Below are 25,126 nucleotides of genomic sequence, written 5' to 3' on the forward strand. Positions count from 1 at the left end.
GCTATTCGGCATCCGCAGGCGTCGCGAGCGGCATGTAAAGCTCACCGCCTTCCTTGAAGCGTGCGGCCATGGCCTCCAGTCCCTCCTTCTGCGCCTCGGCGCGGATATCGTGGGAAATCCGCATCGAGCAGAATTTCGGCCCGCACATGGAGCAGAAATGCGCGACCTTGTGCGCTTCCTTCGGCAAGGTCTCGTCATGGAAGGAGCGCGCCGTATCCGGGTCCAGCGACAGGTTGAACTGGTCCTCCCAGCGGAACTCGAACCGCGCGCGCGACAGCGCATCGTCCCGCACCTGTGCCGCCGGATGACCCTTGGCGAGATCGGCGGCATGGGCAGCGATCTTGTAGGTGATGACGCCGACCTTCACGTCGTTGCGATCCGGCAGGCCGAGATGTTCCTTCGGCGTGACGTAGCAGAGCATCGCGGTGCCGAACCAGCCGATCATCGCCGCACCGATGCCGGAGGTAATATGGTCGTAACCCGGCGCAATATCGGTGGTGAGCGGCCCGAGCGTATAGAACGGCGCCTCGCCGCAGGTCTTCAGCTGCTTGTCCATATTTTCCTTGATCTTGTGCATCGGCACATGGCCGGGGCCTTCGATCATCACCTGGCAATCCTTCGCCCAGGCGATCTGCGTCAACTCACCGAGCGTCTCCAGTTCCGCGAATTGTGCGGCGTCATTGGCGTCGGCAATCGAGCCGGGACGCAAGCCATCGCCCAGCGAGAAGGAGACGTCGTAAGCACGGCAAATATCGCAAATCTCGTCGAAATGCTCGTAGAGAAAACTCTCCTTATGGTGATGCAGACACCACTTGGCCATGATCGAGCCGCCGCGCGAAACGATGCCGGTGACGCGGTTGACGGTGAGCGGGATGTAATGCAGCCGCACGCCGGCATGGATGGTGAAATAATCCACACCCTGCTCCGCCTGTTCGATCAGCGTATCGCGGAACACTTCCCAGTTCAGGTCTTCGGCAATGCCGTTGACCTTCTCAAGCGCCTGATAAAGCGGCACCGTGCCGATCGGCACCGGCGAATTGCGGATGATCCATTCGCGGATATTGTGGATGTTGCGGCCGGTAGACAGGTCCATGACGGTATCCGCACCCCAGCGGATCGCCCAGACCATCTTCTCCACCTCTTCCGCCATGGAGGAGGTGACGGCGGAATTGCCGATATTGGCGTTGATCTTGACGAGAAAATTGCGGCCGATGATCATCGGCTCAAGTTCCGAATGATTGATATTGGCAGGGATGATGGCGCGGCCGGCCGCCACTTCCTGACGCACGAATTCCGCCGTGACGTAGTCCGGGATATGCGCCCCGAAGCTTTCGCCGTCGCGCACCAACTTTTCCCTGGCCGCCTCGCGCCCGAGATTTTCACGGATGGCGATGAATTCCATTTCCGGGGTGATGGTACCTGCCCGCGCATAGGCAAGCTGGGTTACGGCTTTACCGGCCGTGGCTCTGAGCGGCTGGTGGCGCACGGAAAATTCAGGCGTCAGACGTTCGCCGGTGGCAAAGCCGTTATCCTCCGGCTTGACGTGCCGGCCGTCATAGGCCTCGACGTCGCCGCGCGCCACGATCCAGTCATGACGCAGACGCGGCAGACCCTTTTCAATCAAAACGTTATGCGAAGGATCGGTGTAGGGACCGGAGGAATCGTAAACCGTCACCGGCGGTTCACCCGCCGTTGGATGAACGGCGATCTCGCGCATCGGCACGCGGATATGGGGATGTAAAATGCCGGCTTTGTGGATTTTGGTAGAGGCGGCATGCGGCCCCGTAGTAACCGACAACGGGATATTCTTGGCAGCGATATTCATCTTGAGGCTCCAAAGTTTGACAGTGGAGACCCAGTTCGAGCCGGAATGATGGAAAATACCGCAGCGCCGACAGCGCAATGCACACGCCAGCCGACCTTCGGTCTTTGCACCGTCCCTACGCCAGTATGAACTGGATCAGGTTCAACGGGTCACTGCGCAGGAAAGCAGAATCTCAGCCCCTTGACGGGACACCCCTGGTGAATGGCCACAGCAAAAAACACCGACCGGCATTTGTCAAGGCCGACGATCCATGCTTGGCAAAGGTGCGGGAATGGCGCATGCTGCCGTTAGTTGTAATTAACCTAACGGTTTAGGCGAATATTATCGTTTGCAACGTAACGATAAGCACAAACCATCCTGATGTGAAATTCATGGGAGATACGTCGGAATGAACGCGACTATTCGTGAAATACTGGCCAAATTCGGTCAGCTTCCAACCCCTGTCGATACGATTGCAGATGAAGCCGATCTTTATGCGGCAGGCCTTTCTTCCTTTGCATCCGTGCAATTGATGCTCGGCATCGAAGAAGCATTCGATATCGAATTCCCCGACAATCTGCTGAACCGCAAGTCATTTGCGAGCATCAAGGCCATTGAAGACACCGTTAAGCTCATTCTGGATGGTAAAGAGGCAGCCTGATGAACGTCACCGTAGCGCCGCAGGATGAAACGCTGTCCGCGCGCGCGGGCCGTGTCGCGGCAATTGCCGCCAAACACGCGGATGATGTGGATGTCACCGGCCGTTTCCCACAGGAAGCCGTCGACGCCTTGCGACAGGAACGCCTGCTCGGCATCCAGGTCCCCTCTTCGCTGGGCGGCGAAAGCGCGTCCTTACAGGAGATCGCCGATATCTGCGCCCGGCTCGGCCAGGCCTGTTCGGCAACCGCGATGATTTTCGCCATGCACCATATCAAGGCATCCAGCCTGGTGGAACACGGCGAGACGAGCGCATGGCATGCCGGCTTCATGAGCCGCATCGCCGGCGAACAGCTTCTGCTCGGCTCCGCCACCACCGAAGGCGGCATTGGCGGCAATCTGCGCAACTCCATCTGTGCAATCGAGGTCGAAGGCGATTTCTGCCGGCTGGAAAAGGACGCCACCGTCATTTCCTATGGCAGCAATGCCGATGCGATCCTCATCACCTCGCGCGCCCACAAGGATGCCGCGCCCGCCGATCAGGTGATGACGGTCTTTCTGAAAAACCAGTACACGCTCGAAAAGACCCATGTGTGGGATACGCTCGGCATGCGCGGCACCTGTTCGGACGGCTTCCTGTTTCGTGGCGAAGCGCCGGCGGCGCAGATATTCCCGAAACCCTTTGCGGAAATCGCCGCACAATCCATGCTTGCAAGCTCGCATCTCCTGTGGAGCGCCGTCTGGTATGGCATCGCCTCGGATGCGGTGCTGCGCGCCCAGTCATTCGTCAGAGCCGCGGCGCGCAAATCGCCCGGCACCGCTCCTCCCGGCGCGATCCGCCTTGCCGAGGTCTCCACCAAGCTGCAGGTCGTTAAATCCAACATCATCGCCGGCATAAAGGCTTACGAGGACACCAAGAGCGACCCCGAAAAACTGATGTCCATGGCCTTTGCCGTCGCCATGAACAATGTGAAGATCTGCTCTTCGGAAACCATTCTCGAGATCATCGACCATGCCATGCTGGTCTGCGGCATCATGGGTTACAAGAACGGCACGCCCTATAGCCTCGGTCGCCACCTGCGCGACGCGCATTCCGCCCGCCTGATGATTTCCAACGACCGCATTCTCGGCAATTCCGCCAATCTCCTGCTGGTTCACAAGCAGGACACCAGCCTCTTGGGATAAAACCATGGACATGCAAACATCGTTTCTCGATCGACTGTTCGAAGAAGGCCTGCTGATTGAAACCGGTGTGGACGGTCTTTATGGACGCAGCGGCCAGTTCGAGGATGTCATTGCCGCATTCGAGAGGCTGATCGACCGCACGGGCGGCGCTGACGGCGCCGAAGCGATCCGCTTTCCGCCCGGCATCAACCGCGCCTATTTTGAAAAGAGCGGTTATATGAAGAGCTTCCCACAGCTCGCCGGCACGGTCCATTCCTTCTGCGGCTGTGAGCTTGACCATGTCAGCCTGCTGAAAACCATGGACGAGGGCGGCGACTGGACCAAGGACCAGAAAGCGACAGACATCGTGCTGACGCCGGCGGCCTGCTATCCGCTTTATCCGACGATTGCCAAGCGCGGCGCACTGCCTGCCGGCGGCGGTCTCTATGACATCCAGTCCTATTGTTTCCGCCATGAACCCTCCAAGGACCCGGCCCGCCAGCAGCTTTTCCGCATGCGCGAATATGTTTGCATGGGCACCGAATCCGACGTCACCGAATTCCGCCAGACCTGGATGGATCGCGGCGTGCAGATGATGAAAGCGGTCGGGCTCGACGTCACCATCGATGTCGCCAACGATCCCTTCTTCGGCCGCGCCGGCAAAATGCTGGCCAACAATCAGCGCGACCAGAACCTGAAATTCGAGCTCTTGATCCCGGTCACATCCACGACCAGCCCGACGGCCTGCATGAGCTTCAATTATCATCAGGATGCCTTCGGCCAGAAATGGGGCCTCAACCTCGCCAATGGCGATGTCGCCCACACCGCCTGCGTCGGTTTCGGCCTTGAGCGCATCGCGCTGGCGCTGTTTGCCCATCATGGTCTCGACGTGAAGAAATGGCCTGCGAAGGTCGTGGAAACGCTCTGGGGCTGATCATTCATGCGGCAGATTTTTCCCGGTCTCGATCCCAAAAACTATGTGCAGCATCCGCTCCATTCCTCCGAGAGAATGTGGCCGGAGACCAATTGCTACATCGATTTGTGGATCGAGGTGCTGGCCTCGAAAGGTCTGCCGCCGGAAGCCATGTTCGGTTTCACGCTCACGCAGGATTTCGAAGGCGACCAGTTCACCTTCTTCAAGGTGCCGCTGGAAGACCTCGAGGCGCTTTATGGCGTTCGCGCCACCGAACTTGCGATCTTCGACAGCGTGGAAAACCACATCGAGGCGCAGCTCGCACGCGGCCGCATCTGCCTGATCGAGATGGACAGCTTCTATATGCCGGATACCCATGGAGTGGGCTACCGGAAGGAACATGGCAAGACCACCATCGCCATCAACCGGCTCGACCTCGCGAAGCGCGAACTCGACTATTTCCATAACGCCGGCTTCTTCCACCTTTCAGATGAAGATTTCGACGGCCTGTTCCAGCATCATCTGGCCGAGACCGACCCGCCTTTCCTGCCCTATACCGAATTTGCAAAATTCGCGGATAGCAGCCCCTCGCCCGCACATATTCGCAAGACGGCCGAACGGCTCCTGAAGTTTCATTTTTCCAGACGGCCCTCCGCCAACCCGGTCCGTGCTTTTGCCGGCGTTTTTCCGGCGCAGGTGGAAAAGGTCGCTGACCGACCCTTCGGCTTTTTCCACAAATATGCCTTCAACACGCTGCGCCAGCTCGGCGCCAATTTCGAACTGGCGGCAAGCCACTTCGAATGGCTGGACGCGGAGGGTTTTTCTGAAGCAAGAGACCACGCGCTCAAGATTTCCGAGGTTGCCAAGACCGTGCAGTTCCAGCTCGCCCGCGCCGTCACCCGCCGCAAATTTGATGCGCTGGCCACCGTGCTCGATCCAGCAGCGGATGCGTGGGATGGCGTTATGGAAGCGCTTTCGACTAAACTCACTGATGCCAGCGAGGCCGCGTGAGGACTTATCTTCCCGGCGAGAGCGAGGAATTGCTGAGCGAAGGCTGGACGCTGACGCTGACACCCGCCGATGCCTGCGAGACGCCGTCCGATATTCCCGCATCGCTTGAAAGCCTTCACGTCTCCGTTCCCGGCACGGTGGCGCAGGCTCTGGAAGCGGCTGGAAAATTCGACCGCCTTGCCCCGGCGCCTCTCAATGACAGGGATGCCTGGTATCGGCTGACGATGATTTCCGATACGCGCGAACGCGCCACCCTGCGCTTCGATGGTCTCTCCACCATTGCCGAAATCTTCTTCAACGGCGACCTGATCGCCGCGAGCCAGAGCATGTTCGAAAGGCTGGAAGTGCCGGTCGAACTCACGGGTGCGGACGAGCTTTGCATCTGCTTCCGGGCGCTTGCGCCGAGGCTTGAAAAAACCGGTCCCCGCGCCCGCTGGCGGCCGCAGATGATGAATACGCAGGGGGTGCGGCTGATCCGCACCACCGCACTCGGTTACATGCCCGGCTGGTGCCCGGAAATCCACGCCGCCGGCCCATGGCGACCCATCAGTCTCATCAGACGGGACGCGGTGCTTTGCACGCTCCGATCTTCGCTGGACGAGGCAGGAACGGGAACGGTCGCCATCTCGCTGGAAACCAACCGGCCCATAAAATCGGCACGGCTTGGCTGCGCGGGTTATAGTGCCGATCTTTCCGGGGATGAGAACGGCAAGTTTTCCGGCGAACTCCATATACCCGAAGTCGAAACATGGTGGCCGCACACCCATGGCAGGCCTGCGCTGCACGACACGCTTTTGGAATTGGACGGCGAACAACATAGGCTGGGGCGCACCGGCTTCCGACGGGTCGAGATCGATCATGGCGAAGACGGTGAGGGTTTCGGCCTCAAGGTGAACGGTCAGCCAGTCTTCTGCCGTGGCGCGGTCTGGACAACGGCCGATATTGTGCCCCTGCCGGGAACCGGGGCGGATTATGAGCCATGGCTTCGAAAAGCCGCGGAAGCCGGCATGAACATGATCCGCATCGGCGGCACCATGGCTTATGAGACTCCGGAATTTTTCGCGCTTTGCGACGAACTCGGCATCATGGTCTGGCAGGACGCCATGCTCGCCAATTTCGATTACCCGGCAAAGGACGAGAGCCTGCGCCAGCATATCGTCACGGAAATCTCGCAGTTCCTCGAAGCCACCGCGCTTTCTCCATCGCTCACCGTCTTCTGCGGCGGCAGTGAAATGTACCAGCAGGGCGCGATGCTCGGTCTGCCGGAACAGATATGGAAGGGAACGCTCACCGAGGAGGTTCTGCCGGAACTCCTTGCCGAGAAACGCCCGGACACAGCCTATGTCGCCAATTCCCCCTCCGGCGGCGCGTTGCCCTTTTTTCCCAATGTCGGGGTCGGCCATTATTACGGCGTGGGCGCCTATTGCCGCCCGCTGGAAGACGCCCGCCGGGCCGATCTGCGCTTCGCCGCCGAGTGCCTCGCCTTCGCCAATATTCCCGAACAGGAAACGCTGGATAGATATCTACCCGGCGTGGCCGTGCACGATCCGCGATGGAAGGCACGCGCACCGCGCGATCGCGGGGCATCCTGGGATTTCGAGGATGTTCGCGACCATTATCTAAAGCTGCTCTACGACGTCGAACCGGATGTTCTGCGTCGCGAAGACGGCGGCCTTTATCTCGACATGTCCCGGGCCGCCACGGCCGAGGTCATGGAGGCGACTTTCGCCGAATGGCGGCGCAGCGGCTCCTCCTGTCAGGGCGCTTTGGTCTGGACCCTGCAGGATCTCGTTCCCGGCGCAGGCTGGGGTGTCATCGATGCGACCGGCAGGCCCAAATCCGTCTGGCACGCGTTGAAAAGGGCGTTCCGCCCCATTCAGGTTACTTTTTCCGATGAGGGCACGAACGGGCTGGATATAAACCTCGTCAACGAGACCGGCGGCGGCCTCGAAGCCATGCTGGAACTGACCTGCCTGCGCGAAGGTGTGCAACCCGTCGTCCACGCCAAACGACCGCTCACGCTTTCGCCGCGACAGAGCCGGACCATTGCCGCAACAGATTTGTTCGGCGCCTTTTTCGATACGACCTATGCCTATCGTTTCGGCCCTCCGTCCCATGACGTAACCGTCGCCCGGCTTCGCGACGTTGCGACAGGACACGTCATCGCCGACGCATTCCATTTCCCTCTGGGCCGTAAAAAGGCGCTGCACGCCGCAAACCTTCAGGTCGCGATCAGTGAAACGAGCGGCAACTGGTTTCTTGAAATCGGCACGGACCGGCTGGCGCAGTCCGTCCATGTCGAGGTGCATGGTTATTACGCCTCGGAAAACTGGTTCCATCTCGGCCCCGGCGAAACCAGAAAAATCAGCCTCCTGCCGGAGACCCCGGCGACGGAAACCCCTCCTTCCGGAGAGGTCGTGTCACTGGGTTCCAGCCGGCGATTTTCCTTCTAGGGCATGACAGCCAAGGCATTTTTACCGCAAATGCGCGAGAGCCAGCCGCTTCACCGCGTCGATATAGATTTGTCTGGCTTCCGGCGTTGAGAGATTGTGATCGGCATCGGGAATAATGGTGAGCGACACGTTCTTATAGGCGGCCAGTCCTTTGCCATTCGCGTCGAAGTAATATTGGAAATGTTCCAGACCATCGTCATTGTCGCTGTAGAGCAGATGAACGGCGGTATCATTCGCTTTCAATTTGTCGAACGCACCATAAACGGCACGCCCTTCCTCGCTGCCCCTGCGGAACAGCCTCGCCGTTTTTGTCGAAAGCCTCTTGATCGTCGCCTTGACGATGTTCAGCCCCGCACTTGCCACATCGACATCGCCGCTGATGAGACGCTTGAATGTCGCGCCCTGACGAAAACGCTGGCTGTATTCCCCAAAGGAACGCGGGCGTTTATGCAGGGCCTCATCCACCGAGCGGCCTTTGCGCCAATGGAAGACGACCGGATTGACCGCGACCACGGCGTCGATCCGCTCATCGGCAATTGCGCCGTTGAAGGCGAGATAAGCGCCGCTACACCGGCCCGCCGCAATGAAAGGTCCCTTGCCGCGCTTGCCGAGAAAATCGAGTGCGGCAGCCACGTCGTCATTCTGCGCGGCATCGTAAAGAACCTGCTCGGGCACGTTTTTAACCGGAGGACTGTCGGCAATATTGGCCGCATCGAAGCGCAGCGATGCCACCCCCTCGCGCGCCAATGTACGGGCCATCTGCACGGAAAGCCTGCCCCAACCCGCATGCCGGTCATAGGCGGCGCCAAGCAGAAGAACCGAAGAAACCACCTCCCGGTCGTCAGGCCCGCAAAAAATACCGAAAAGCCGTCCGCCTTCTCCAAATTGCACCGGCTGCTCGACAAAACCGCGCCCACGCTGCGGGGCATTGACTGTGAAATCCTCCTGGAAGATCGCCGGACTCTCGGCACGGGTCTGGGAGAGAACCCAATCGACCAGCCGGTTGACCACATCGTCGGATATTTTCGAAAGCGTAGGGCTGGAAACGAGATCGTCGTAACCTGAAAACTCCGCCTCCTCCACCGCACCGCCCATCGCAACGAGATGCCTGGCGAAATCGGCATCGGTTACGCGGCCCGGCCGGGAAAGCGCCAGAATGCTGCGCGCCGGAGCAGCGGTCAGATTTGAAAGATTGGCCTTCCTGATCGCATCCGCAACACCGGCAGGCATGGCCATACCGGCAATCGATCCCGCCTCCGTCATCCGTTGCGCGGGCCGGAGACCGAGGCCATCGTCGATCATGGAGGACCACATCGCCAGCTCACGCAGATAGGCGCGGCCGGAAACCACAGGCGCCAGAAGCGCCATGGAACCCACTTCAGCCACATCGGCAAACGCCTGTGCAGCAATCAGGCAGCCAAGGCCCTGAGCGACAACGACCACTTCGGCGCAGCCGGAAAGACGCTTCAGACAGTTGAGCGCCGAGCGCGCGTCGGAAATCCAGTCCGCTGCACGGCCCGCATCGTCAGGGTCGAAGGCGTCACCCGCGCCCAGATAGTCGAATCGCAGGCTGGCAACACCGCAAGCGGCCAGCCGCTCGGCCAGTACCCGTTGAAACTTGCGGCTGCACAGCTCCTCCATACCCCATGGGCTGACGAAAAGAACGGCATGGCGCTGTCTGACGTCCTTGCGCGCCGGATGGAAAATTCCGGTGAGCCCATCAAAAGAGACCGGATGCGCAACCGCCCCATTCGAGGCAATGCCGGAAAGCGACAATGCATCAAGAGACGGATCGCTGCCTGTACGCTCTGAAATATCTATCGCCATCCGCCTTGCCATCATTGCGCCAGTGTCTGGCTCAACCATTACGGGATCATTGTATCGAAGCGTCTTACCGCCTGATCTACAATAAAAACAACAACATTAGAGAAGTCTAAAAATATAGTCGCATTTATATCCATTGCCGCCCGCACGTTGCAAAAATGAATGACGAGATGACGGGCAAGTCCAGGCGGGGCCGCTATTTTACTCGAAACCGCTTGAATATACTGATAAATAGCGAGTCCCATACCTATTTGCAGGAGGAGGTTGCGCCACCCGGCCACTGGATCGTCTAGACACCGCGCAAACCAACACGCCGGGCCACGCCCGACAGGTCATAGAAGTTTTATATGGAACAAAGCCTTACGCGTTATATCTGGTCGCACACGAGGCGGCAGCAGCTTTTCATTCTGCTGATCGTGGCCCTGTCAATGATCCCCTATTTCCTCGCCTTCGATCTGCCCAAGCAGATCGTCAACGGCCCAATTCAGGGGGATGGTTTCGAAGGGGCGAATGCGACGCAGCTTTTCATGCATCTCACGGTCGATATCCCCTACTGGGGCACCGTGACATTATTCCCCGGGCTCGAGCTCAACCGTATGTCGATGCTGATGGCGCTCAGCCTGACGTTCCTTGCGCTTGTCATCATCAACGGGCTCTTCAAATATTACATCAATACCTATAAGGGCCGCCTTGGCGAGCGGCTTCTGCGGCGCATCCGTTTCGAGCTCATCGACAAGATCCTGCGGTTCCCACCCTCCCATTTCAAGCGGGTCAAAGGTGCGGAAATCTCCAGCATGGTGAAGGACGAGGTGGAGCCGCTCGGCGGCTTTACCGGCGACGCCTTCGTGCAGCCGGCCCTCCTCGGCGGCCAGGCGCTCTCCGCGCTCTTCTTCATTCTGGTGCAGAATTTCTGGTTGGGCCTGATCGCGGCTTTCATGGCCGCCATTCAGGTGGGTATCATTCCCAAAATGCGCCGCCGCCTCATCGAGCTTGGCCGCCAGCGGCAGCTGAGCGCCCGCCAGCTTGCCGGACGCATCGGCGAAATGGTTGACGGTATCGGCACCATCCATGCCTATGACACGTCGAATTACGAGCGCGCGGATGCCTCGCACCGGCTCGGCGACATCTTCAAGATCCGCTACGATCTCTACCAGTGGAAGTTTCTGGTCAAGTTCATCAATAACTTCCTCGCACAGCTCACTCCCTTCTTCTTTTATGCGCTCGGCGGTTATCTCACACTGAAGGGCAGTCTCGATGTCGGGCAGCTGGTCGCCGTCATCAATGCCTATAAGGAACTGCCCGGACCGCTGAAGGAACTGATCGACTGGGATCAGGCACGTCAGGACGTGCAGGTGAAATACGAGCAGGTCTTCGAGCAGTTCGATGCCCCGAACATGATCGACGAAAAGGTTCAGAAACTGTCTCCCGGCGCAGTCGCGGCGATCAGCGCCCCGATCGTCGTCGCCAATCTGACACTGGAGGACGATAGCGGCAGCCGGCTTCTGGAACAGGCATCGCTGAAGGTCGAGCCGGGCGAGGTGATCGCCATCGTCGGCGGCTCGGGCGCCGAGGCGCTGGCGGATGCAATCGGCCGCACGCTCTGGCCAACCTCGGGCAAGATCAGCATCAACGACGTCGACATATTGGAACTGCCGGAATCGCTGACCGGGCGGCGCATTTCCTATGTGTCCTCGGACAGCTATTTCTTCCACGCCAGCCTGAAGGACAACCTGCTTTACGGCCTCAAACACGCCCCGCTCGCGGACAGGAACTATGAGGGGGCAGCGCTGGAACATCGCAAGTGGGAAATCCGCGAAGCAAAGATGGCGGGCAATCCGCTGATCGATATCAACAGCGAATGGATTGACTACGCTTCGAGCCCGGCCGGCGACGGCAGGCCGGAAAATCTCATCCAGGCCATTCTGGCTGTCCTCGACAGCGTGGAACTGTCGCAGGATATTCTGGAGTTTGCGCTGCGTTCGTCGATCGACCCTTTGACCGACCTGCATCTTGCCGCGCGCATCGTTGAGCTGCGGCATGTGCTGCGTGCGGAGCTCGAAAAGGAAAATCTGAGCGGCCTCATCGCACCCTTTGAACTGGAGAGCTATAACAGCGAGGCGACGGTCGGGGAAAACCTGTTGTTCGGCACCATGCGGGATTCTTCCCAGACGATCCGAACCGTCATCGAAAGCGACTATTTCCGCTCCCTGATGCGCGAAACCGGCCTCGTGAAAACCCTGTTCGAGATGGGTTACACGATTGCTGAAAACATCGTGGAAATCTTCGCCGACCTGCCGGGAGACCACCCCTTCTTCCAGCAGCTTACCTTCATGACGCCTGACGACATTCCGGTGTATCAGCAGATGCTGCAACGCCTTCAGAGCCGGAGTTTCGACGAGGCCAATGAAAGCGAAAAGCGCGCAATGCTGCGGCTCAGCTTCTTCTACATCGAGCCTCGCCAGCGTTTCGGCCTGCTGTCGCCGGAGATCATGAAGCGGATCGTCGAAGTCCGGCACATGTTCCATGAGAACCTGCCCGACAGCCTGAAAAACGTGATCGAAATCTACGATCCGACCAAATATATGAGCGCTACCAGCCTGCTGGACAATATCCTGTTCGGCAAGGTCAGCCATCGCTACACCGACGCCTCGCGGCGCATCACCCGCATCGTCGCCGATGTCATGCGCAAGCAGGGTGTCTATGAGCGCGTGCTGGCGGTGGGCCTGGACTTCAACCTCGGCGCGGGCGGCAAGCGGCTCGGCCCGCTCCAGCGCCAGAAGCTCAATCTGGCACGGGCGCTGATCCGCAAATCCGATTATTACGTCTTCAACCGCCCTCTTCCCGGCCTCGATCCCCGACAACAGGAGGAAATTGTCGAGCGGGTCATCACACTCCTGAAACAGAACAACAATAACCCGTCGATCATATGGGTCCTGTCGAATGCGACGCTCTCCCGCATGTTCGAGCGGGTGATCGTTGTTCATCAGGGCCTGATCACCGCCGACGGAAGTTACGAGACTCTCGCCGAGGAAAACGGTACATTCAAGGACATGGTCGCAACATAAATCCAAGAAGGTGACCGAGGTGGAACAAGAACAGGGTAAGTCAATGCTGTTTAAAGACGAAATTCAGATGCTGAAAAGGGTGCCGTTTTTTTCGGAAATGGAACCGTCAAAGCTCAAACTACTGGCATTCGCATCCGACCGGGTGTCCTATCATGCTGGCGACGTGCTGTTTCATCAGGGAGATGTTGGCGATGCGGCCTATGTCGTCTTGACCGGAAAAGTCGATGTTCTGGTCGATTCCCCTTCGGGCACGCTGAAAGTGGCCGAAATGACCGGCAATGCCATTGTCGGCGAAATCGCTATCCTCTGCGATAGCGTCAGAACCGCGACCGTTCGCGCCTCCACCAATGTGGAAGCCCTGCGCATCGGCAAGGAACAGTTCTTCAAGCTCATGTCCGATTTCCCCGACATCACGATCAAGGTCATGCGCGTTCTGGCCGAACGCCTTACCCAGACGACGGCGGAACTGAGCAAAGCGCGGGCAGGCGCCCGGACATAAACGACAATTCCTTGCTACCTTGAATGGCGATATTGGAAAAATAAATGTCGTACTATTGCAATATAAATGAAATGCTGACTGAATAAGGGGTAAAGGCGTCCGCCAGAAACGAGCGGATATAAGAATCTATAGAGACAACGGGCTTCATGGGAGGAAAGCGTGCAAGATTCCGTTGTTATTGGGGTGTGTCATGGCGTTCGATTCCGACACAGCAAGTCGGGAAAGTAATAGAAATTTTCGGGTAAAGATCTGGGGTGCGCGGGGAACGCTTCCTGTTTCAGGTGAAAACTTCCGAAAATACGGCGGAAATACCATCTGCATCGAGGTAAGATGCGGCGATCACGTTCTTTTGTTCGATGCGGGTTCGGGCTTGCATCCCGCTGGCCTCGCCCTGCGGGCGGAAGGCATTACCGACGTCAACCTGTTCTTCTCGCATTGTCATTACGACCACATTGTCGGCTTCCCCTATTTCAAGCCCTTTTATAACAGCTCCAACGATGTCGCCATCTGGTCGGGCCACCTCGCCGGCACCATGACCACCCGGGAAATGCTCAAGGACTTCATGAGCCCGCCGTGGTTTCCCGTGCCGCTGGAAATCTGCTGCGCAAAAATCGACACGCGGGACTTCATGCCGGGCGATACGCTCGATGTGCATCCCGGCCTTTCGATCAGAACCGGAATGCTCAACCATCCCGGCAACGCCATCGGATATCGGCTGGACTGGGAAGGAAAGTCCCTCGCCATCATCACCGACACCGAACATGAGCCGGGCGATATGGACGAAACCGTGCTCGACCTGATCAGGGATGTCGACCTTTTCCTCTATGACGCCATGTTCACCGATGAGGAAATGAGCCTTTATCGCGGCTATGGCCATTCATCCTGGCAACAGGCGATCCGCCTCGCCAAACACGCCGGCGCAAAAAATGTCGGCTTCATCCACCATGCCCCAAGCCGCAGCGACGAAGAACTGGACACTATCGAAAAACAGGCGAAAGCCCAGTTCAGCGGCGCCTTCGCGGCCATGGACGGCCAGATCATCGAGCTCTGACGCAATCCGGCTTCGGCGAAGTCGACCTGTCCGACCGCGTTTTCGAAACCCTGAATTCGACATCCCTTGCCATGCGGGCGTTCGAACACGCACAATTGACCGTTTCCGATCAATTGCTCCACGATATTGCCACGAGACAGTCTGCAATAAGGTGCCACCGCATACTACATGATGATTCTGCGCTGAATGACCACATGATGGGATTTGCATGATCCGTTTCTTTTCGGAGACCAATTTGAGACGCGCCCGGATTTTATCCGGCCTCATCATATTTGCTTTCGTATTTTCCCATCTTTTCAATCACTCCCTCGCACTCATCTCCATCGATACCGCCGAACGGGCGCGAAAATGGTTCAGCCTGATCTGGCTCAACCCCGTCAGCAGCCTGCTTTTTTACGGTTCGGTTCTGGTACATGTCTGTCTTGTTCTGCGCTCGCTTTATCTGCGCAGAACGCTGCGCATGCCGCTCCGCGAAGCGCTTCAGGTCATCTTCGGCCTGTCGATCCCGTTCCTGATCATCGGCCACGCCGTCAATATCCGCGTGTCGCATATGCTTTATGGCATCGATGTCGGTTATTATTCGGTCATCCGCAGGCTGTGGATCAACAACCCGATACAGGGCGCCTGGCAAAGCCTCGCCTTGATCGTGATCTGGGTCCACGGATGCATTGGCCTCTATTTCTGGCTGCGTTATCGGGACTGGTATCCGCGGATAGCCGGGCTGTTCATGACGGTGGCCGTGATGCTGCCGCTCCTGGCGCTGCTGGGCTTCAGCGATGCCGGCCGCTGGCTGGCGGAAATCGATGAAAAATACGCGCTCCCACCCGGACTTGCCGACAATACGATTCAAAAGGACGAGCTGCCACTGCAGCGGGAAATGGAAACGCAGATCCGTTTCATCACCGGCACAGCGGAGACGTTGTTCGTCGGCGCGGTAATGCTGGTTTTCGCCATGCGTGGCGTACGCAGCTTTCGGCAACGATTGACGGCGATCGAAATCCGCTATGAACATGGCGCGCAGGCACATGTACCGGCCGGGCTCAGCATTCTGGAAGCCAGCCGCCTTGCGGGAATTCCGCATTACTCCGTCTGCGGCGGCAAGGGGCGCTGCTCAACCTGTCGGGTCAAGGTTCTGAACAGCAAAGGCCCGCTACCGCCACCGGGAGACATCGAGCAAACCACATTGCGGCGCATCCATGCCGATTCCGATGTCCGGCTCGGCTGTCAGCTACGCCCCACCAGCGATATTGATATCGCGCTTCTCGTTTCGCCGCCCCAGCAAAGCGACCTGCCGGCCGATGCACAACCGGCCCGCCCCGGCCGGGAAGAAGAAATCGCTATCCTCTTTTGCGATCTGCGCAACTTCACCACGCTTTCCGAAGCGAAGCTGCCCTATGATGTCGTCTTCCTTCTGAACCGCTATTTCACCATCGTCGGCCAGGCCGTCGAACAGGCGGGAGGCCATCTCGACAAATTCATCGGCGATGGCGCCATGGCGCTTTTCGGACTTGGCGAGGACGCGGAACATGCCTGCCACAACGCCATGAAGGCGGCCGCGACCATATTGCGGGATATCGCAATCCTGAACGAGGGGCTGGAGAAACAATTCGCCGTCCGCCTGGAAGTCGTCGTCGGCATTCATTCCGGTCCGAGCATCGTCGGGGTCATGGGATATGGGGCGGCCAAAACCCTGACGGCAATCGGCGATACCGTCAACGTGGCAAGCAGGCTCGAATCCAAGGCCAAGGAATTCGGCGCAGCCATCGTTGTTTCCGAACCGGCCATCATTCAGGCGGGACAGGTGATTGCCGATCTCAGAAGCGAAGAAATCGCCATTCGCGGCCGCAACTCGCAAATGAAGGTCTTCCTGCTCTCGAAAGAAGAGAGCGAGCGCTATTTATGAGATAGCCCCGACACACCTGTGGGGCGCCCGATCTTAAATCTTGCGATAGAGAAAATAGCGGTCCGTCGGCACGCTTGCCGGCACCGGCAGCGGCTTCAACATGGGATGATCCAGAGGCAGACCGCTGACCGCGAGACCGCCTTTCGCCAGCATGCCCGCCGCAAGATCGGGCAACCATGTGAGGGTAACCGCATCCTTTTCCGGATAGCCCGTGCCGATATCGGCATGCACGAACGCCGCTTCCGTGCCGACGAAAGCCGGAGCGGTTTGCGATATTTCACCGATCACCAGATCTTCCTGTGCCGGAACGGAGGAGGCATGCGCACCCATGGCCCTGTCGAAAGCGATGATGCGGCGGTTGGGGAACAATTCCCGCAGGTGATTGAAGGTGCGCCCATTGCCAAGGCCGATTTCCATGAGCGCGCCTTCATCCGGCAGATCGAGATCGGCTGCGACATGGTTGAGGATATCGCGCTGCGCGGTCAGCCGGCGAATGAAACTATCGAGTCTGCTCATGTTATCAGGCCTTGATGATGTGTTTTGCGGCTATATCCCGACGCGCGAAAACATTGCGCGTGTCGATGATAAGCGGCGCCCATTCGCTTAGAGCGGCATAATCCACATTGTCATGATCGGTCGCAACGAGAACGGCGTCGAAAGCGCCGATCGCCTGCCTGTCCCACGGCACGGATTTCATGCCCATCAGGTGGCTATATTCCCGGGTTTTCGGGATTTCGGCCACGTGAGGATCGAAATAGGCCGCTTCGCCGCCACGCTCCTGAATAAGCTCGATGAGCTTCAGAGAGGGGCTTTCGCGAATATCCGGCACATTCTTTTTATAGGCGAGGCCGACGACCAGCACCTTCGAGCGGCTGAGCGCCTTGCCGGAATGAATATCGAGCGCCTCCGCGACCCGTCCGATGACGTGACGCGGCATGCCGGTATTGATCTCGCCGGCCAGTTCGATGAACCGCGTCGGCAATTCATATTCGCGCGATTTCCAGGTGAGGTAAAAAGGATCGATCGGTATACAATGGCCGCCAAGGCCCGGGCCGGGATAAAACGGCATGAAACCGAACGGCTTGGTCTTCGCCGCATCGATCACTTCCCAGATGTCGATACCCATCGCCTCGTAAACGACCTTGAGTTCGTTGACGAGCGCAATATTGACGGCACGGAAGACGTTTTCGGTGATTTTCACCGCCTCGGCGGTGGCATTTGTCGAGACGGGGACGATCTTTTTGACCACCGAACCGTAAAATGCCGCCATCAGCTTTCCGGCCGCCTCGCCATCGCCAGCGACAACCTTCGGAATGGTCGAAGTTTCGAAATCGCGATTGCCGGGATCTTCCCGTTCGGGTGAAAAACCGATGAAGAAATCAACGCCGGAGACAAGCCCCGTGCTTTCCAGAATGGTCTTCACCACCCCGTCAGTCGTGCCGGGATAAGTGGTCGATTCCAGAACCACGAGCTGGCCCTTGCGCAGATAGGCGGCAATATCGCGACAGGTCTTTTCAACATAGGAAAGGTCCGGCTCGCGATATTTCGTCAGGGGCGTGGGCACGCAGATTGCAATGACATCGCATTCGGCCAGCCTGGAGAAATCCGAGGTGGCGACAAAGCCGTCATCCTGTCTCACACTTGCCAGAACCTCGTCGGAAACGGCCTCGATATAGCTGCGCCCGGTCTCGATCGCAGTAATTTTACCGGGGTCGATATCGAAACCGACAACCTTGAAACCGCCCCTGGCGATCGTCATGGCAAGCGGCAGACCGACATAGCCGAGGCCTATCACCCCCGCTTTGGCGCTTTTGTTTTCAATGCTGGAAAGCAGGTTCCGGGAAATGTCTGGGGAAGTCAAAGCGTGTCACGCTCCGCGCATGTGCAAAAGATGCCTTTCAGTTGGGCAAGAATGACGGACCTGTCAAGGCTCGGCCCTTTCAAATTCCGGTTGACGCCCTAGCCACTGCCAACGCACAACCGTCGCCATGAAGATCGCCTTTTATGCGCCGCTCAAATCTCCCAACCATCCCGTTCCCTCCGGTGACCGGCTGATGGCCCGTTTGCTGATGACGGCGATCACGATGGGCGGTCACGATGTTTCCGTCGCTTCGGAACTGCGCAGCTTCCTGAAACAGCCCGATGACCCGGCAAGGGCGTTGGTCGCCGATGAGGCCGAGCGCGAAATCGAGATCGTCACACGGCGCTGGCGACGGGATGGCGTGCCGGATTTCTGGTTTTGTTACCACCCCTATTACAAGGCGCCGGACTTACTCGGACCGGAACTAAGCAAACGTTTCGACATCCCCTATGTCAGCGCTGAAGCGTCCTATTCGCCGAAACGGAATGGTATGGGATGGCAGGCGGTTCAGGATGGGTTGCTGGCCGCATTGAACGCCGCCGCCATCAATATCTGCTTCACCGCGCGGGATCGTGAAGGGCTTGTGCGGGCCTCGCCCACCCTTCGCTGGGCCATGCTGCCGCCTTTCATCGATACTGGGGCTTTTCTCAAGAACACGCCCAAGCCGTTACCCGCAAGGCTCATCACCGTCGCCATGATGCGGGCGGGTGACAAACTCGACAGCTATCGCGCCCTTTCCGAAGCGCTCGCCCTGTTGCCGCAGGATCTCGACTGGACGCTGGATATCGTCGGCGACGGACCGGAACGCACGGTCGTGCAGGCCATGTTCAGCACGTTTCCCAACCACCGTCTCGTCTGGCACGGGGAAAAAACCGCAGCCGAGATCGCAATGCTCCTTTCAAAAGCCTCTCTCTATGTCTGGCCGGGCCATGGCGAGGCCTATGGTCTTGCCTATCTCGAAGCGCAGGCTGCCGGCCTGCCCGTTGTGGCCGAGGAAGCGGCTGGCGTTCCCGAGGTGGTAAAATCCGGCATCACAGGATTACTGACACCAGAAAATGATAGAGCCGCCTATGCCGACGCGATTAAAACCCTGCTCGGTGACGACAGACAGCGCGAAGAACTGGCACGGGCGGCCCGGCAATTCGTGAGGAACGAACGGTCTCTGGAAAATGCCGCAAAAGAACTGAACCATATCCTGCTGCAAGCAAAGGCGCGAAGATCATGAGTCTGGAAAAACTCGTTGCGGCACTGGACGAATGCGGGCGGCGCGGCATATCCGCCGATCTCTGGCTCCGGGACGACGATGCGGTGGAGCCGACGCCCGCGCTCGACACGTTGCTCGATCTTTGCGGCGGCTTCTCCGCTCCGGTCACGCTCGCGGTCATCCCCGAGATGACGACCGATAAGCTCGCACGGCATCTGGATGTGTCGGACATTGCCCAGGTCGCCGTGCATGGCTGGTCCCATACGAATTATGCCGGCGAGAAGGAAAAGAAACAGGAACTCGGATCGCATCGCGACCCCGCTGTCGTTCTCGATGAATTGCAATCCGGACTGGATAAACTCCACGACCTGCATGGCGGGCGTTTGGTGCCGATGCTCGTGCCGCCGTGGAACCGCATAGATGCCGGTATCGTGAAGGCACTGGCGGGCCTCGGATATCGCGCCCTATCCGTTTTCGGCCCGGAGAAAAGCACCCTGCCGCCCTGCCTGAACACCCATGTCGATGTAATCGACTGGCACGGCAGTCGCGGTGGCCGTAACGACGACGTGCTCTTCGCGGAGACCGCCGCCCGCATCCTGACGACCGCCGAAAACGGCGGCACCACCGGCATCCTCACCCACCATCTCGTCCATGACGACAATGTCTGGCGCTTTCTGAGACGGCTTTTCGAGGTGACCGCCGAACATCCCGCCGCCCGCTGGCGTTCTTCGAAAGACCTCGTCGGCGACATCTCACCATGATTTCCAGGCGATCAGCAACCCGCTCGCCTTGGTGGAAAGTTCCCGCCTGACCGCTTCCACGGTCTCAAGAGGGGCGCGGTCGGGAAGGGACGCGGCAACGAACCCCGCCGGCGCAAGGCTGATACTTCCCGCGCGGGCGATGATGGTGAAGATCAAGGGGCCGGTCGACCACCAGGCAGGCGCGCGCGGCATGTCTTCGATAATCCCGGGAAAGGCTTCCAGCATCCTGCTGAAAACCGGATGTCCGGCAGGCGCAGCAATGAAGGAATTGGCAAGCAGCATGCTGCCCTGCCCCGTGTCCCGTGGCGTTTTTTCGTCAAACACCGTCAGCCCCACCAGAGGCAGGAATGTATCGAAACTCATATCGTCCCGCGCCGGATACCAGTCGCAATCGAGATAGATGCCACCAAACCGCTCCAGCAGCATATAACGGGCCACATCCACCGCGCCCGGATAATCGCCCTTGTCCAGCATGGTTTTGAAGACGCCGTTCGAAAACACACCTTCCCGCTCAAGATCGGCCTCCCGCCAGAGCCGATAGTCGTAACCATGGTTCGAAGCGTGGGCGGCCCATGCCTCAACCGATACCGGCGGGGCTTTTTCCCCGATCCATATCTGGTGAATGAGCCTTGGCACATCTTCACGGCTTTTGAGGCTGATCGTGCGACGTTCTTCCGTGGAAAACCGCGCATATTTCTCCAGCACCTGTGGAGGTGGAACAAGCGTATATTGATAACCGATCTTGGCGACCATATCGCCCTCGGCCTTGGCGAGGCGCAGCCGTGCCGCGTGCAGCCGGCGCGGCAGGCCGAGCACCGTTTGCTCACCCATCAGGTGGCCGTCCTTTGCTGCAACCAGCGATAAGAGAAGCGCATTCGCTTCCGCATACTGACCGCCATTTTGCAACTGCCGGGCCTTATCTAGCTGGGCATCGTAATATTTCTTGTCGGACATGGATCCTCATCCAGAAACGCTCGTTAACATATCGCCAAACAAAAGGCGTCAGGCAAGCCGTCGTGTTTCGGAAGCCGGCTTTGAATTCGCTAAACAATTCGATGTTTCAGAGGCATAGACAGACAACACACCCTGCGATAACGTGGATTTAAGCCCTCCTGAGCAAATTGTCACAAGGCAACGATAAAGAGACGGCAAGGAACCCTTTGGCATGAGCGCAGGCGCAGATTTGCTTCGTATTGAAAATCTGCGGGTCTCGTTTTCTCTCATGGGCGGCACCATAGATGCCGTCAGGGGCGCGAGCCTTCGCATTCTTCCGGGAAAAGTCACGGCTCTCGTCGGCGAGTCCGGCTCGGGAAAATCCGTCATCGGCCAGACCATCATGGGCATCCATCCCAAGACGGCACGCGTGAATGGCCGCGTGCTGTTCACCGATCCGGAAAATGCCGCGGCCGGCCCTGTCGATCTGCTGCAATTGCCGAAGGACGGCCGGGAAATCCGTTCGATACGCGGAAATCGCATCGGCCTGATCTTTCAGGAGCCGATGACGTCTTTCTCGCCGCTGCACACCATCGGCAACCAGATCGACGAGGCGCTCAGAATCCACAGCATCCTGTCACCGGCAGAGCGCGCGGAAAAAATGTATGAAACGCTCGATCTCGTAGGGTTTTCCAAACCCAAAAAGGTCGTAAACATGTATCCCTTCGAGCTGTCGGGCGGCATGCGCCAGCGCGCCATGATCGCCATGGCGTTGATCTGTCGCCCCGCACTTCTGATCGCCGACGAGCCGACGACGGCGCTCGATGTGACCATACAGGCGCAAATCCTCAAGCTGCTGCGCGATCTGCAGAGCCGCCTGAACATGAGCATGCTGCTCATCACCCACGATCTCGGCGTGGTGGCCAATATCGCCGACGAGGTCGCCGTGATCTATCAGGGCGAGATCATGGAGGCCGGTACGGTCGACGACATTTTCAAGTCGCCGAGCCACCCCTATCTCAAGGGCCTGATGGCCGCCGTGCCGCATTTCGACATGAAGCCCGGCGAAAGGCTGAAGGCGCTTCGCGAAATCAACATTGACCACGAAAGCCTCGTCGGCAAAAAAAACGCCGCGGTGAACAAGACCCCCGGCCCGCTTCTGACCGTGGACAATATCAGCAAGACGTTCACGACCCGGAAGTCAAGCTGGTTCCGCAAGGGCGACGCCAACGCCACCAAGGCGGTCAATAGCGTCAGTTTTGAAATTCGCCGCGGAGAATGCCTCGGGCTGGTGGGTGAAAGCGGCAGCGGCAAAACCACCGTCAGCAAAATCCTCATGCGCGCCGTTCGCCCGGATGAAGGCTCGGTGACCTTTCACCGGCCTGAGGGCGACATCGACGTCCTCAATGCCAGGGACGGAGACCTGAAAGAGCTGCGGTCAAAGATACAGATGGTCTTCCAGGACCCGATATCGTCGCTGTCTCCACGCATGACCGTGGGCAACATCCTGAGCGAGCCGCTGGAAATCCACGGACGTGGTGACGCCAAATACCGCGCGGAGAAAGTCCGGGGTCTCGTCAGGGCCATCGGCCTGGGCGAAAGCGCGCTGAACCGCTACCCCCATAGTTTCTCCGGCGGCCAGAGGCAACGCATCGGCATTGCCCGCGCCTTGGCACTCGGCCCCGAATTGCTGATCTGCGATGAGCCGGTCTCCGCCCTCGATGTCTCGGTGCAGGCGCAGATCCTCAATCTGCTGAAGGATTTGCAGCAGGATCTCGGGCTGACCTATCTCTTCATTTCGCATAATCTGGCGGTGGTGGACTATATGGCCGACCGCGTGGCGGTGATGTGCGAGGGCCGCATCGTGGAGCTGGCGCCGCGCGAAATCCTGATGCGCTCTCCGGTTCATCCCTATACAAAATCCCTGCTGGCGGCCGTGCCTTTCCCCGATCTCGACCGCCCGCTCGATTTCCGCACCATCGGCAAGATCAGCGCGACGGGCAAATTCGACTGGGGCAAACAGTTCCGCGACGAGGGTGATGGCGAAATGATCTCCGCCGATCTCGGCGAAGGCCATTTCGTGCTTGCAAACGGCAATGCCGATATCCGGGAGCTTCGCCCTTGATCACGCGTCGCACCACCCTTGCCCTCTTGGCCTCCGTCTTCCTGCCGGCCTATGCGCGGGCCGCTTATACCGACCCCGCCTATTTCAAGGAAAAACGGGAAAAGGGCGAATTGCCCGACGTGGCCGAACGCCTGCCGAAAAACCCGCGTGTCATCGACATGAAAGCGCTTGGCCGCGAGCCGGGAAAACATGGTGGCTCGGTGCGTATGCTCATTGGCGGCCAGCGCGACATTCGCCTGATGCCGATCAGCAGCTATGCCCGCCTTGTCGGTTATGACGAGAAATTCGAGCTTCATCCGGATATTCTCGAAAGCTATGACGTTCAGGAAGAACGCATCTTCACCTTCAAGCTGCGCGAGGGCCACAAATGGTCCGATGGCAGCGACTTTACCTCGGAGGATTTCCGTTATTTCTGGGAGGACGTTGCCCTCAACAGGGAAATCCACAAGGGCGGCCCGCCGATAGAGCTTCTGGTCAACAGCAAGCCGCCGCTTATCGAAGTCATCGACCGGCTGACGGTGCGCTACACGTGGGATGGCCCGAACCCGGATTTTCTGGCGAAGCTGGCGGCGGCCTCACCGGCGCGGCTGTTCCTGCCCGCCGCCTATATGAAACAGTTCCACGTCAAATATCAGACGGCGGAAAAACTCGCCAAGCTGATCAAGAAAAACAAGACGGATGACTGGAGCGGGCTGCATATCAAGATGTCGCGGCAGGTGCGGCCCGAAAATCCCGATCTGCCGACGCTGGATGCCTGGCGCAACACCACCGCGCCGCCGGCCGAACAATTCGTCTTCGAGCGTAACCCCTATTATCACCGGGTCGACGAAAACGGCTTGCAACTGCCATATCTCGATCGTTTCCTGCTCAACGTCACTTCGTCCGACATCATCTCGGCCAAGACGGCGTCCGGCGATAGCGATCTGCAATATTTCGGCCTCGATTTCGCCGATTACACCTTTCTCAAAGATGCCGAAAAGCGCTTTCCCCTGAAGGTGAACCTCTACAAGCGCTCTCAGGGCTCGCGCATCGCGCTGCTGCCCAACCTCAATTGTGCCGACGCAGTCTGGCGCAGCGCTTTTCAGGACGTGCGCGTACGCCGGGCGCTGTCGCTCGCGATAAACCGGCACGAAATCAACATGGTCTGCTTTTACGGGCTGGCAAAGGAAAGCGCCGACACCGTTCTGCCGGAAAGCACGCTTTACCGGCAGGAATTTGCGGACGCCTGGAGCGCTTTCGACCGTGCGGCGGCCAACAGGCTGCTCGATGAAGCCGGTCTCGACAAGCGCGACAATGCCGGCCTTCGGCTCCTGCCGGATGGTCGCCCGGCCTATATCATCGTCGAAACGACAGGCGAAAGCACGCTTGAAACCGACGTGATGGAACTGGTGACGGATCACTGGCGACATATCGGCATTGCCGTTTCCGTCCGCCCCACCCAGCGCGATGTCTTCCGCAAGCGCGCCATGGGCGGCGAGGTGCTGATGTCGGTATGGATGGGCATGGACAACGGTGTGCCGACGCCCGACATGCTGCCATCCGGCCTGGCGCCCACCGGTGACGACCAGCTGCAATGGCCGGTCTGGGGTGTGCATTATCTTTCCGGCGGCCGCGAGGGCAAGGAGCCCGATCTGCCGGAGGCGGCGCATCTGCTCGATCTCCTGAAAAAATGGCGCAGAAGCGTCACCGAACAGGAGCGCGAAGCCATCTGGCTGGAAATGCTGGGTATTTATACGCAGCAGGTGTTTTCCATCGGCATCGTCAACGGCGCGCTGCAACCCGTCGTTCATGTCAAACGCATGCGAAACGTGCCGGACAAGGCGCTTTTCGGTTACGAGCCCACATCCTATCTCGGCGTCTATATGCCGGATGCCTTCTGGTACGACGGAGACGCCTGA

18 protein-coding genes and 1 riboswitch are annotated in these 25,126 nt (G+C 58.9%); of the genes, 13 read left to right on the forward strand and 5 right to left on the reverse strand.

The window, feature by feature from the left end:
* Window position 1: 1 nt before the first annotated feature.
* Window positions 2-1,825, reverse strand: a complete 1,824-nt coding sequence (thiC, locus tag RAC79_RS04735) for a phosphomethylpyrimidine synthase ThiC (RefSeq protein WP_174039683.1) — start codon at window positions 1,823-1,825, stop codon at window positions 2-4.
* 94 nt (window positions 1,826-1,919) lie between these two features.
* A riboswitch (TPP riboswitch) is annotated at window positions 1,920-2,031 on the reverse strand.
* A gap of 182 nt (window positions 2,032-2,213) precedes the next feature.
* Between thiC and RAC79_RS04740 the strand changes: the two genes are divergently transcribed.
* The 5 genes from RAC79_RS04740 to RAC79_RS04760 are packed head-to-tail and all read left to right on the forward strand — an operon-like array spanning window position 2,214 to window position 8,002.
* Window positions 2,214-2,465, forward strand: a complete 252-nt coding sequence (locus RAC79_RS04740) for an acyl carrier protein (RefSeq protein WP_003504852.1) — start codon at window positions 2,214-2,216, stop codon at window positions 2,463-2,465.
* Window positions 2,465-3,646 carry an acyl-CoA dehydrogenase family protein gene (locus RAC79_RS04745; RefSeq protein WP_065657002.1) on the forward strand — a complete coding sequence of 394 codons (1,182 nt, stop codon included), beginning with the start codon at window positions 2,465-2,467 and terminating at the stop codon, window positions 3,644-3,646. The genes RAC79_RS04740 and RAC79_RS04745 overlap by 1 nt, the downstream gene beginning before the upstream one ends.
* A 4-nt stretch (window positions 3,647-3,650) precedes the next feature.
* Entirely contained in the window at window positions 3,651-4,559 is a 909-nt protein-coding gene (locus RAC79_RS04750; protein ID WP_065657001.1) for an amino acid--[acyl-carrier-protein] ligase, read from the forward strand.
* Between the two features lie 6 nt (window positions 4,560-4,565).
* On the forward strand, window positions 4,566-5,549 hold the full coding sequence (locus tag RAC79_RS04755; protein WP_174039684.1) for a DUF1839 family protein: 984 nt from the start codon (window positions 4,566-4,568) through the stop codon (window positions 5,547-5,549).
* Complete coding sequence (locus RAC79_RS04760) at window positions 5,546-8,002, forward strand: glycoside hydrolase family 2 protein (RefSeq protein WP_174039685.1); 2,457 nt, start codon at window positions 5,546-5,548, stop codon at window positions 8,000-8,002. The genes RAC79_RS04755 and RAC79_RS04760 overlap by 4 nt, the downstream gene beginning before the upstream one ends.
* A 21-nt stretch (window positions 8,003-8,023) precedes the next feature.
* On the opposite strand, the gene RAC79_RS04765 is transcribed toward RAC79_RS04760, so the two are convergent.
* Window positions 8,024-9,829 (reverse strand): serine aminopeptidase domain-containing protein, encoded by a 1,806-nt coding sequence (locus RAC79_RS04765; RefSeq protein ID WP_174039686.1) that lies wholly within the window; start codon window positions 9,827-9,829, stop codon window positions 8,024-8,026.
* Window positions 9,830-10,173: 344 nt separating this feature from the next.
* On the opposite strand from RAC79_RS04765, the gene RAC79_RS04770 reads away from it, so the two are divergent.
* The 4 genes from RAC79_RS04770 (at window position 10,174) to RAC79_RS04785 (ending at window position 16,344) form a co-directional block, all read left to right on the forward strand.
* A complete protein-coding gene (locus tag RAC79_RS04770) occupies window positions 10,174-12,891 on the forward strand; it encodes an ABC transporter ATP-binding protein (RefSeq protein ID WP_065656996.1) in 2,718 nt (905 codons plus the stop codon).
* Between the two features lie 43 nt (window positions 12,892-12,934).
* The gene (locus RAC79_RS04775; RefSeq protein WP_003521299.1) at window positions 12,935-13,390 is read left to right on the forward strand and encodes a cyclic nucleotide-binding domain-containing protein; all 456 of its coding nucleotides are present in this window, start codon (window positions 12,935-12,937) and stop codon (window positions 13,388-13,390) included.
* Window positions 13,391-13,739: 349 nt separating this feature from the next.
* On the forward strand, window positions 13,740-14,441 hold the full coding sequence (locus RAC79_RS04780; protein WP_233282671.1) for an MBL fold metallo-hydrolase: 702 nt from the start codon (window positions 13,740-13,742) through the stop codon (window positions 14,439-14,441).
* 208 nt (window positions 14,442-14,649) lie between these two features.
* A complete protein-coding gene (locus tag RAC79_RS04785; RefSeq protein WP_142844348.1) occupies window positions 14,650-16,344 on the forward strand; it encodes an adenylate/guanylate cyclase domain-containing protein in 1,695 nt (564 codons plus the stop codon).
* Window positions 16,345-16,377: 33 nt separating this feature from the next.
* On the opposite strand, the gene RAC79_RS04790 is transcribed toward RAC79_RS04785, so the two are convergent.
* Window positions 16,378-16,860, reverse strand: a complete 483-nt coding sequence (locus tag RAC79_RS04790) for a class I SAM-dependent methyltransferase (protein WP_078052412.1) — start codon at window positions 16,858-16,860, stop codon at window positions 16,378-16,380.
* 4 nt (window positions 16,861-16,864) lie between these two features.
* Window positions 16,865-18,205 carry a nucleotide sugar dehydrogenase gene (locus RAC79_RS04795; protein WP_161987758.1) on the reverse strand — a complete coding sequence of 447 codons (1,341 nt, stop codon included), beginning with the start codon at window positions 18,203-18,205 and terminating at the stop codon, window positions 16,865-16,867.
* A 127-nt stretch (window positions 18,206-18,332) separates the two neighbouring features.
* Here RAC79_RS04795 and RAC79_RS04800 point away from each other — a divergent pair, with 127 nt between their 5' ends.
* Together RAC79_RS04800 and RAC79_RS04805 are read left to right on the forward strand one after the other, a co-directional pair.
* Window positions 18,333-19,430 carry a glycosyltransferase family 4 protein gene (locus RAC79_RS04800; RefSeq protein WP_142844349.1) on the forward strand — a complete coding sequence of 366 codons (1,098 nt, stop codon included), beginning with the start codon at window positions 18,333-18,335 and terminating at the stop codon, window positions 19,428-19,430.
* A complete protein-coding gene (locus tag RAC79_RS04805) occupies window positions 19,427-20,170 on the forward strand; it encodes a polysaccharide deacetylase family protein (protein ID WP_142844350.1) in 744 nt (247 codons plus the stop codon). Before RAC79_RS04800 ends, RAC79_RS04805 begins: the two co-directional genes overlap by 4 nt.
* On the opposite strand, the gene RAC79_RS04810 is transcribed toward RAC79_RS04805, so the two are convergent.
* On the reverse strand, window positions 20,162-21,124 hold the full coding sequence (locus RAC79_RS04810; protein ID WP_161987760.1) for a glycosyltransferase family 32 protein: 963 nt from the start codon (window positions 21,122-21,124) through the stop codon (window positions 20,162-20,164). The genes RAC79_RS04805 and RAC79_RS04810 overlap by 9 nt on opposite strands.
* A gap of 211 nt (window positions 21,125-21,335) precedes the next feature.
* Between RAC79_RS04810 and RAC79_RS04815 the strand changes: the two genes are divergently transcribed.
* Window positions 21,336-23,228, forward strand: a complete 1,893-nt coding sequence (locus tag RAC79_RS04815) for an ABC transporter ATP-binding protein (protein ID WP_174039687.1) — start codon at window positions 21,336-21,338, stop codon at window positions 23,226-23,228.
* Window positions 23,225-25,126: an ABC transporter substrate-binding protein gene (locus RAC79_RS04820; RefSeq protein ID WP_174039688.1), complete on the forward strand. Its 1,902-nt coding sequence runs from the start codon at window positions 23,225-23,227 to the stop codon at window positions 25,124-25,126. The genes RAC79_RS04815 and RAC79_RS04820 overlap by 4 nt, the downstream gene beginning before the upstream one ends.

This window comes from Agrobacterium sp. LR_9 (assembly GCF_041954855.1).
In the GTDB taxonomy this organism is placed as follows: Bacteria; Pseudomonadota; Alphaproteobacteria; order Rhizobiales; family Rhizobiaceae; genus Agrobacterium; species Agrobacterium leguminum.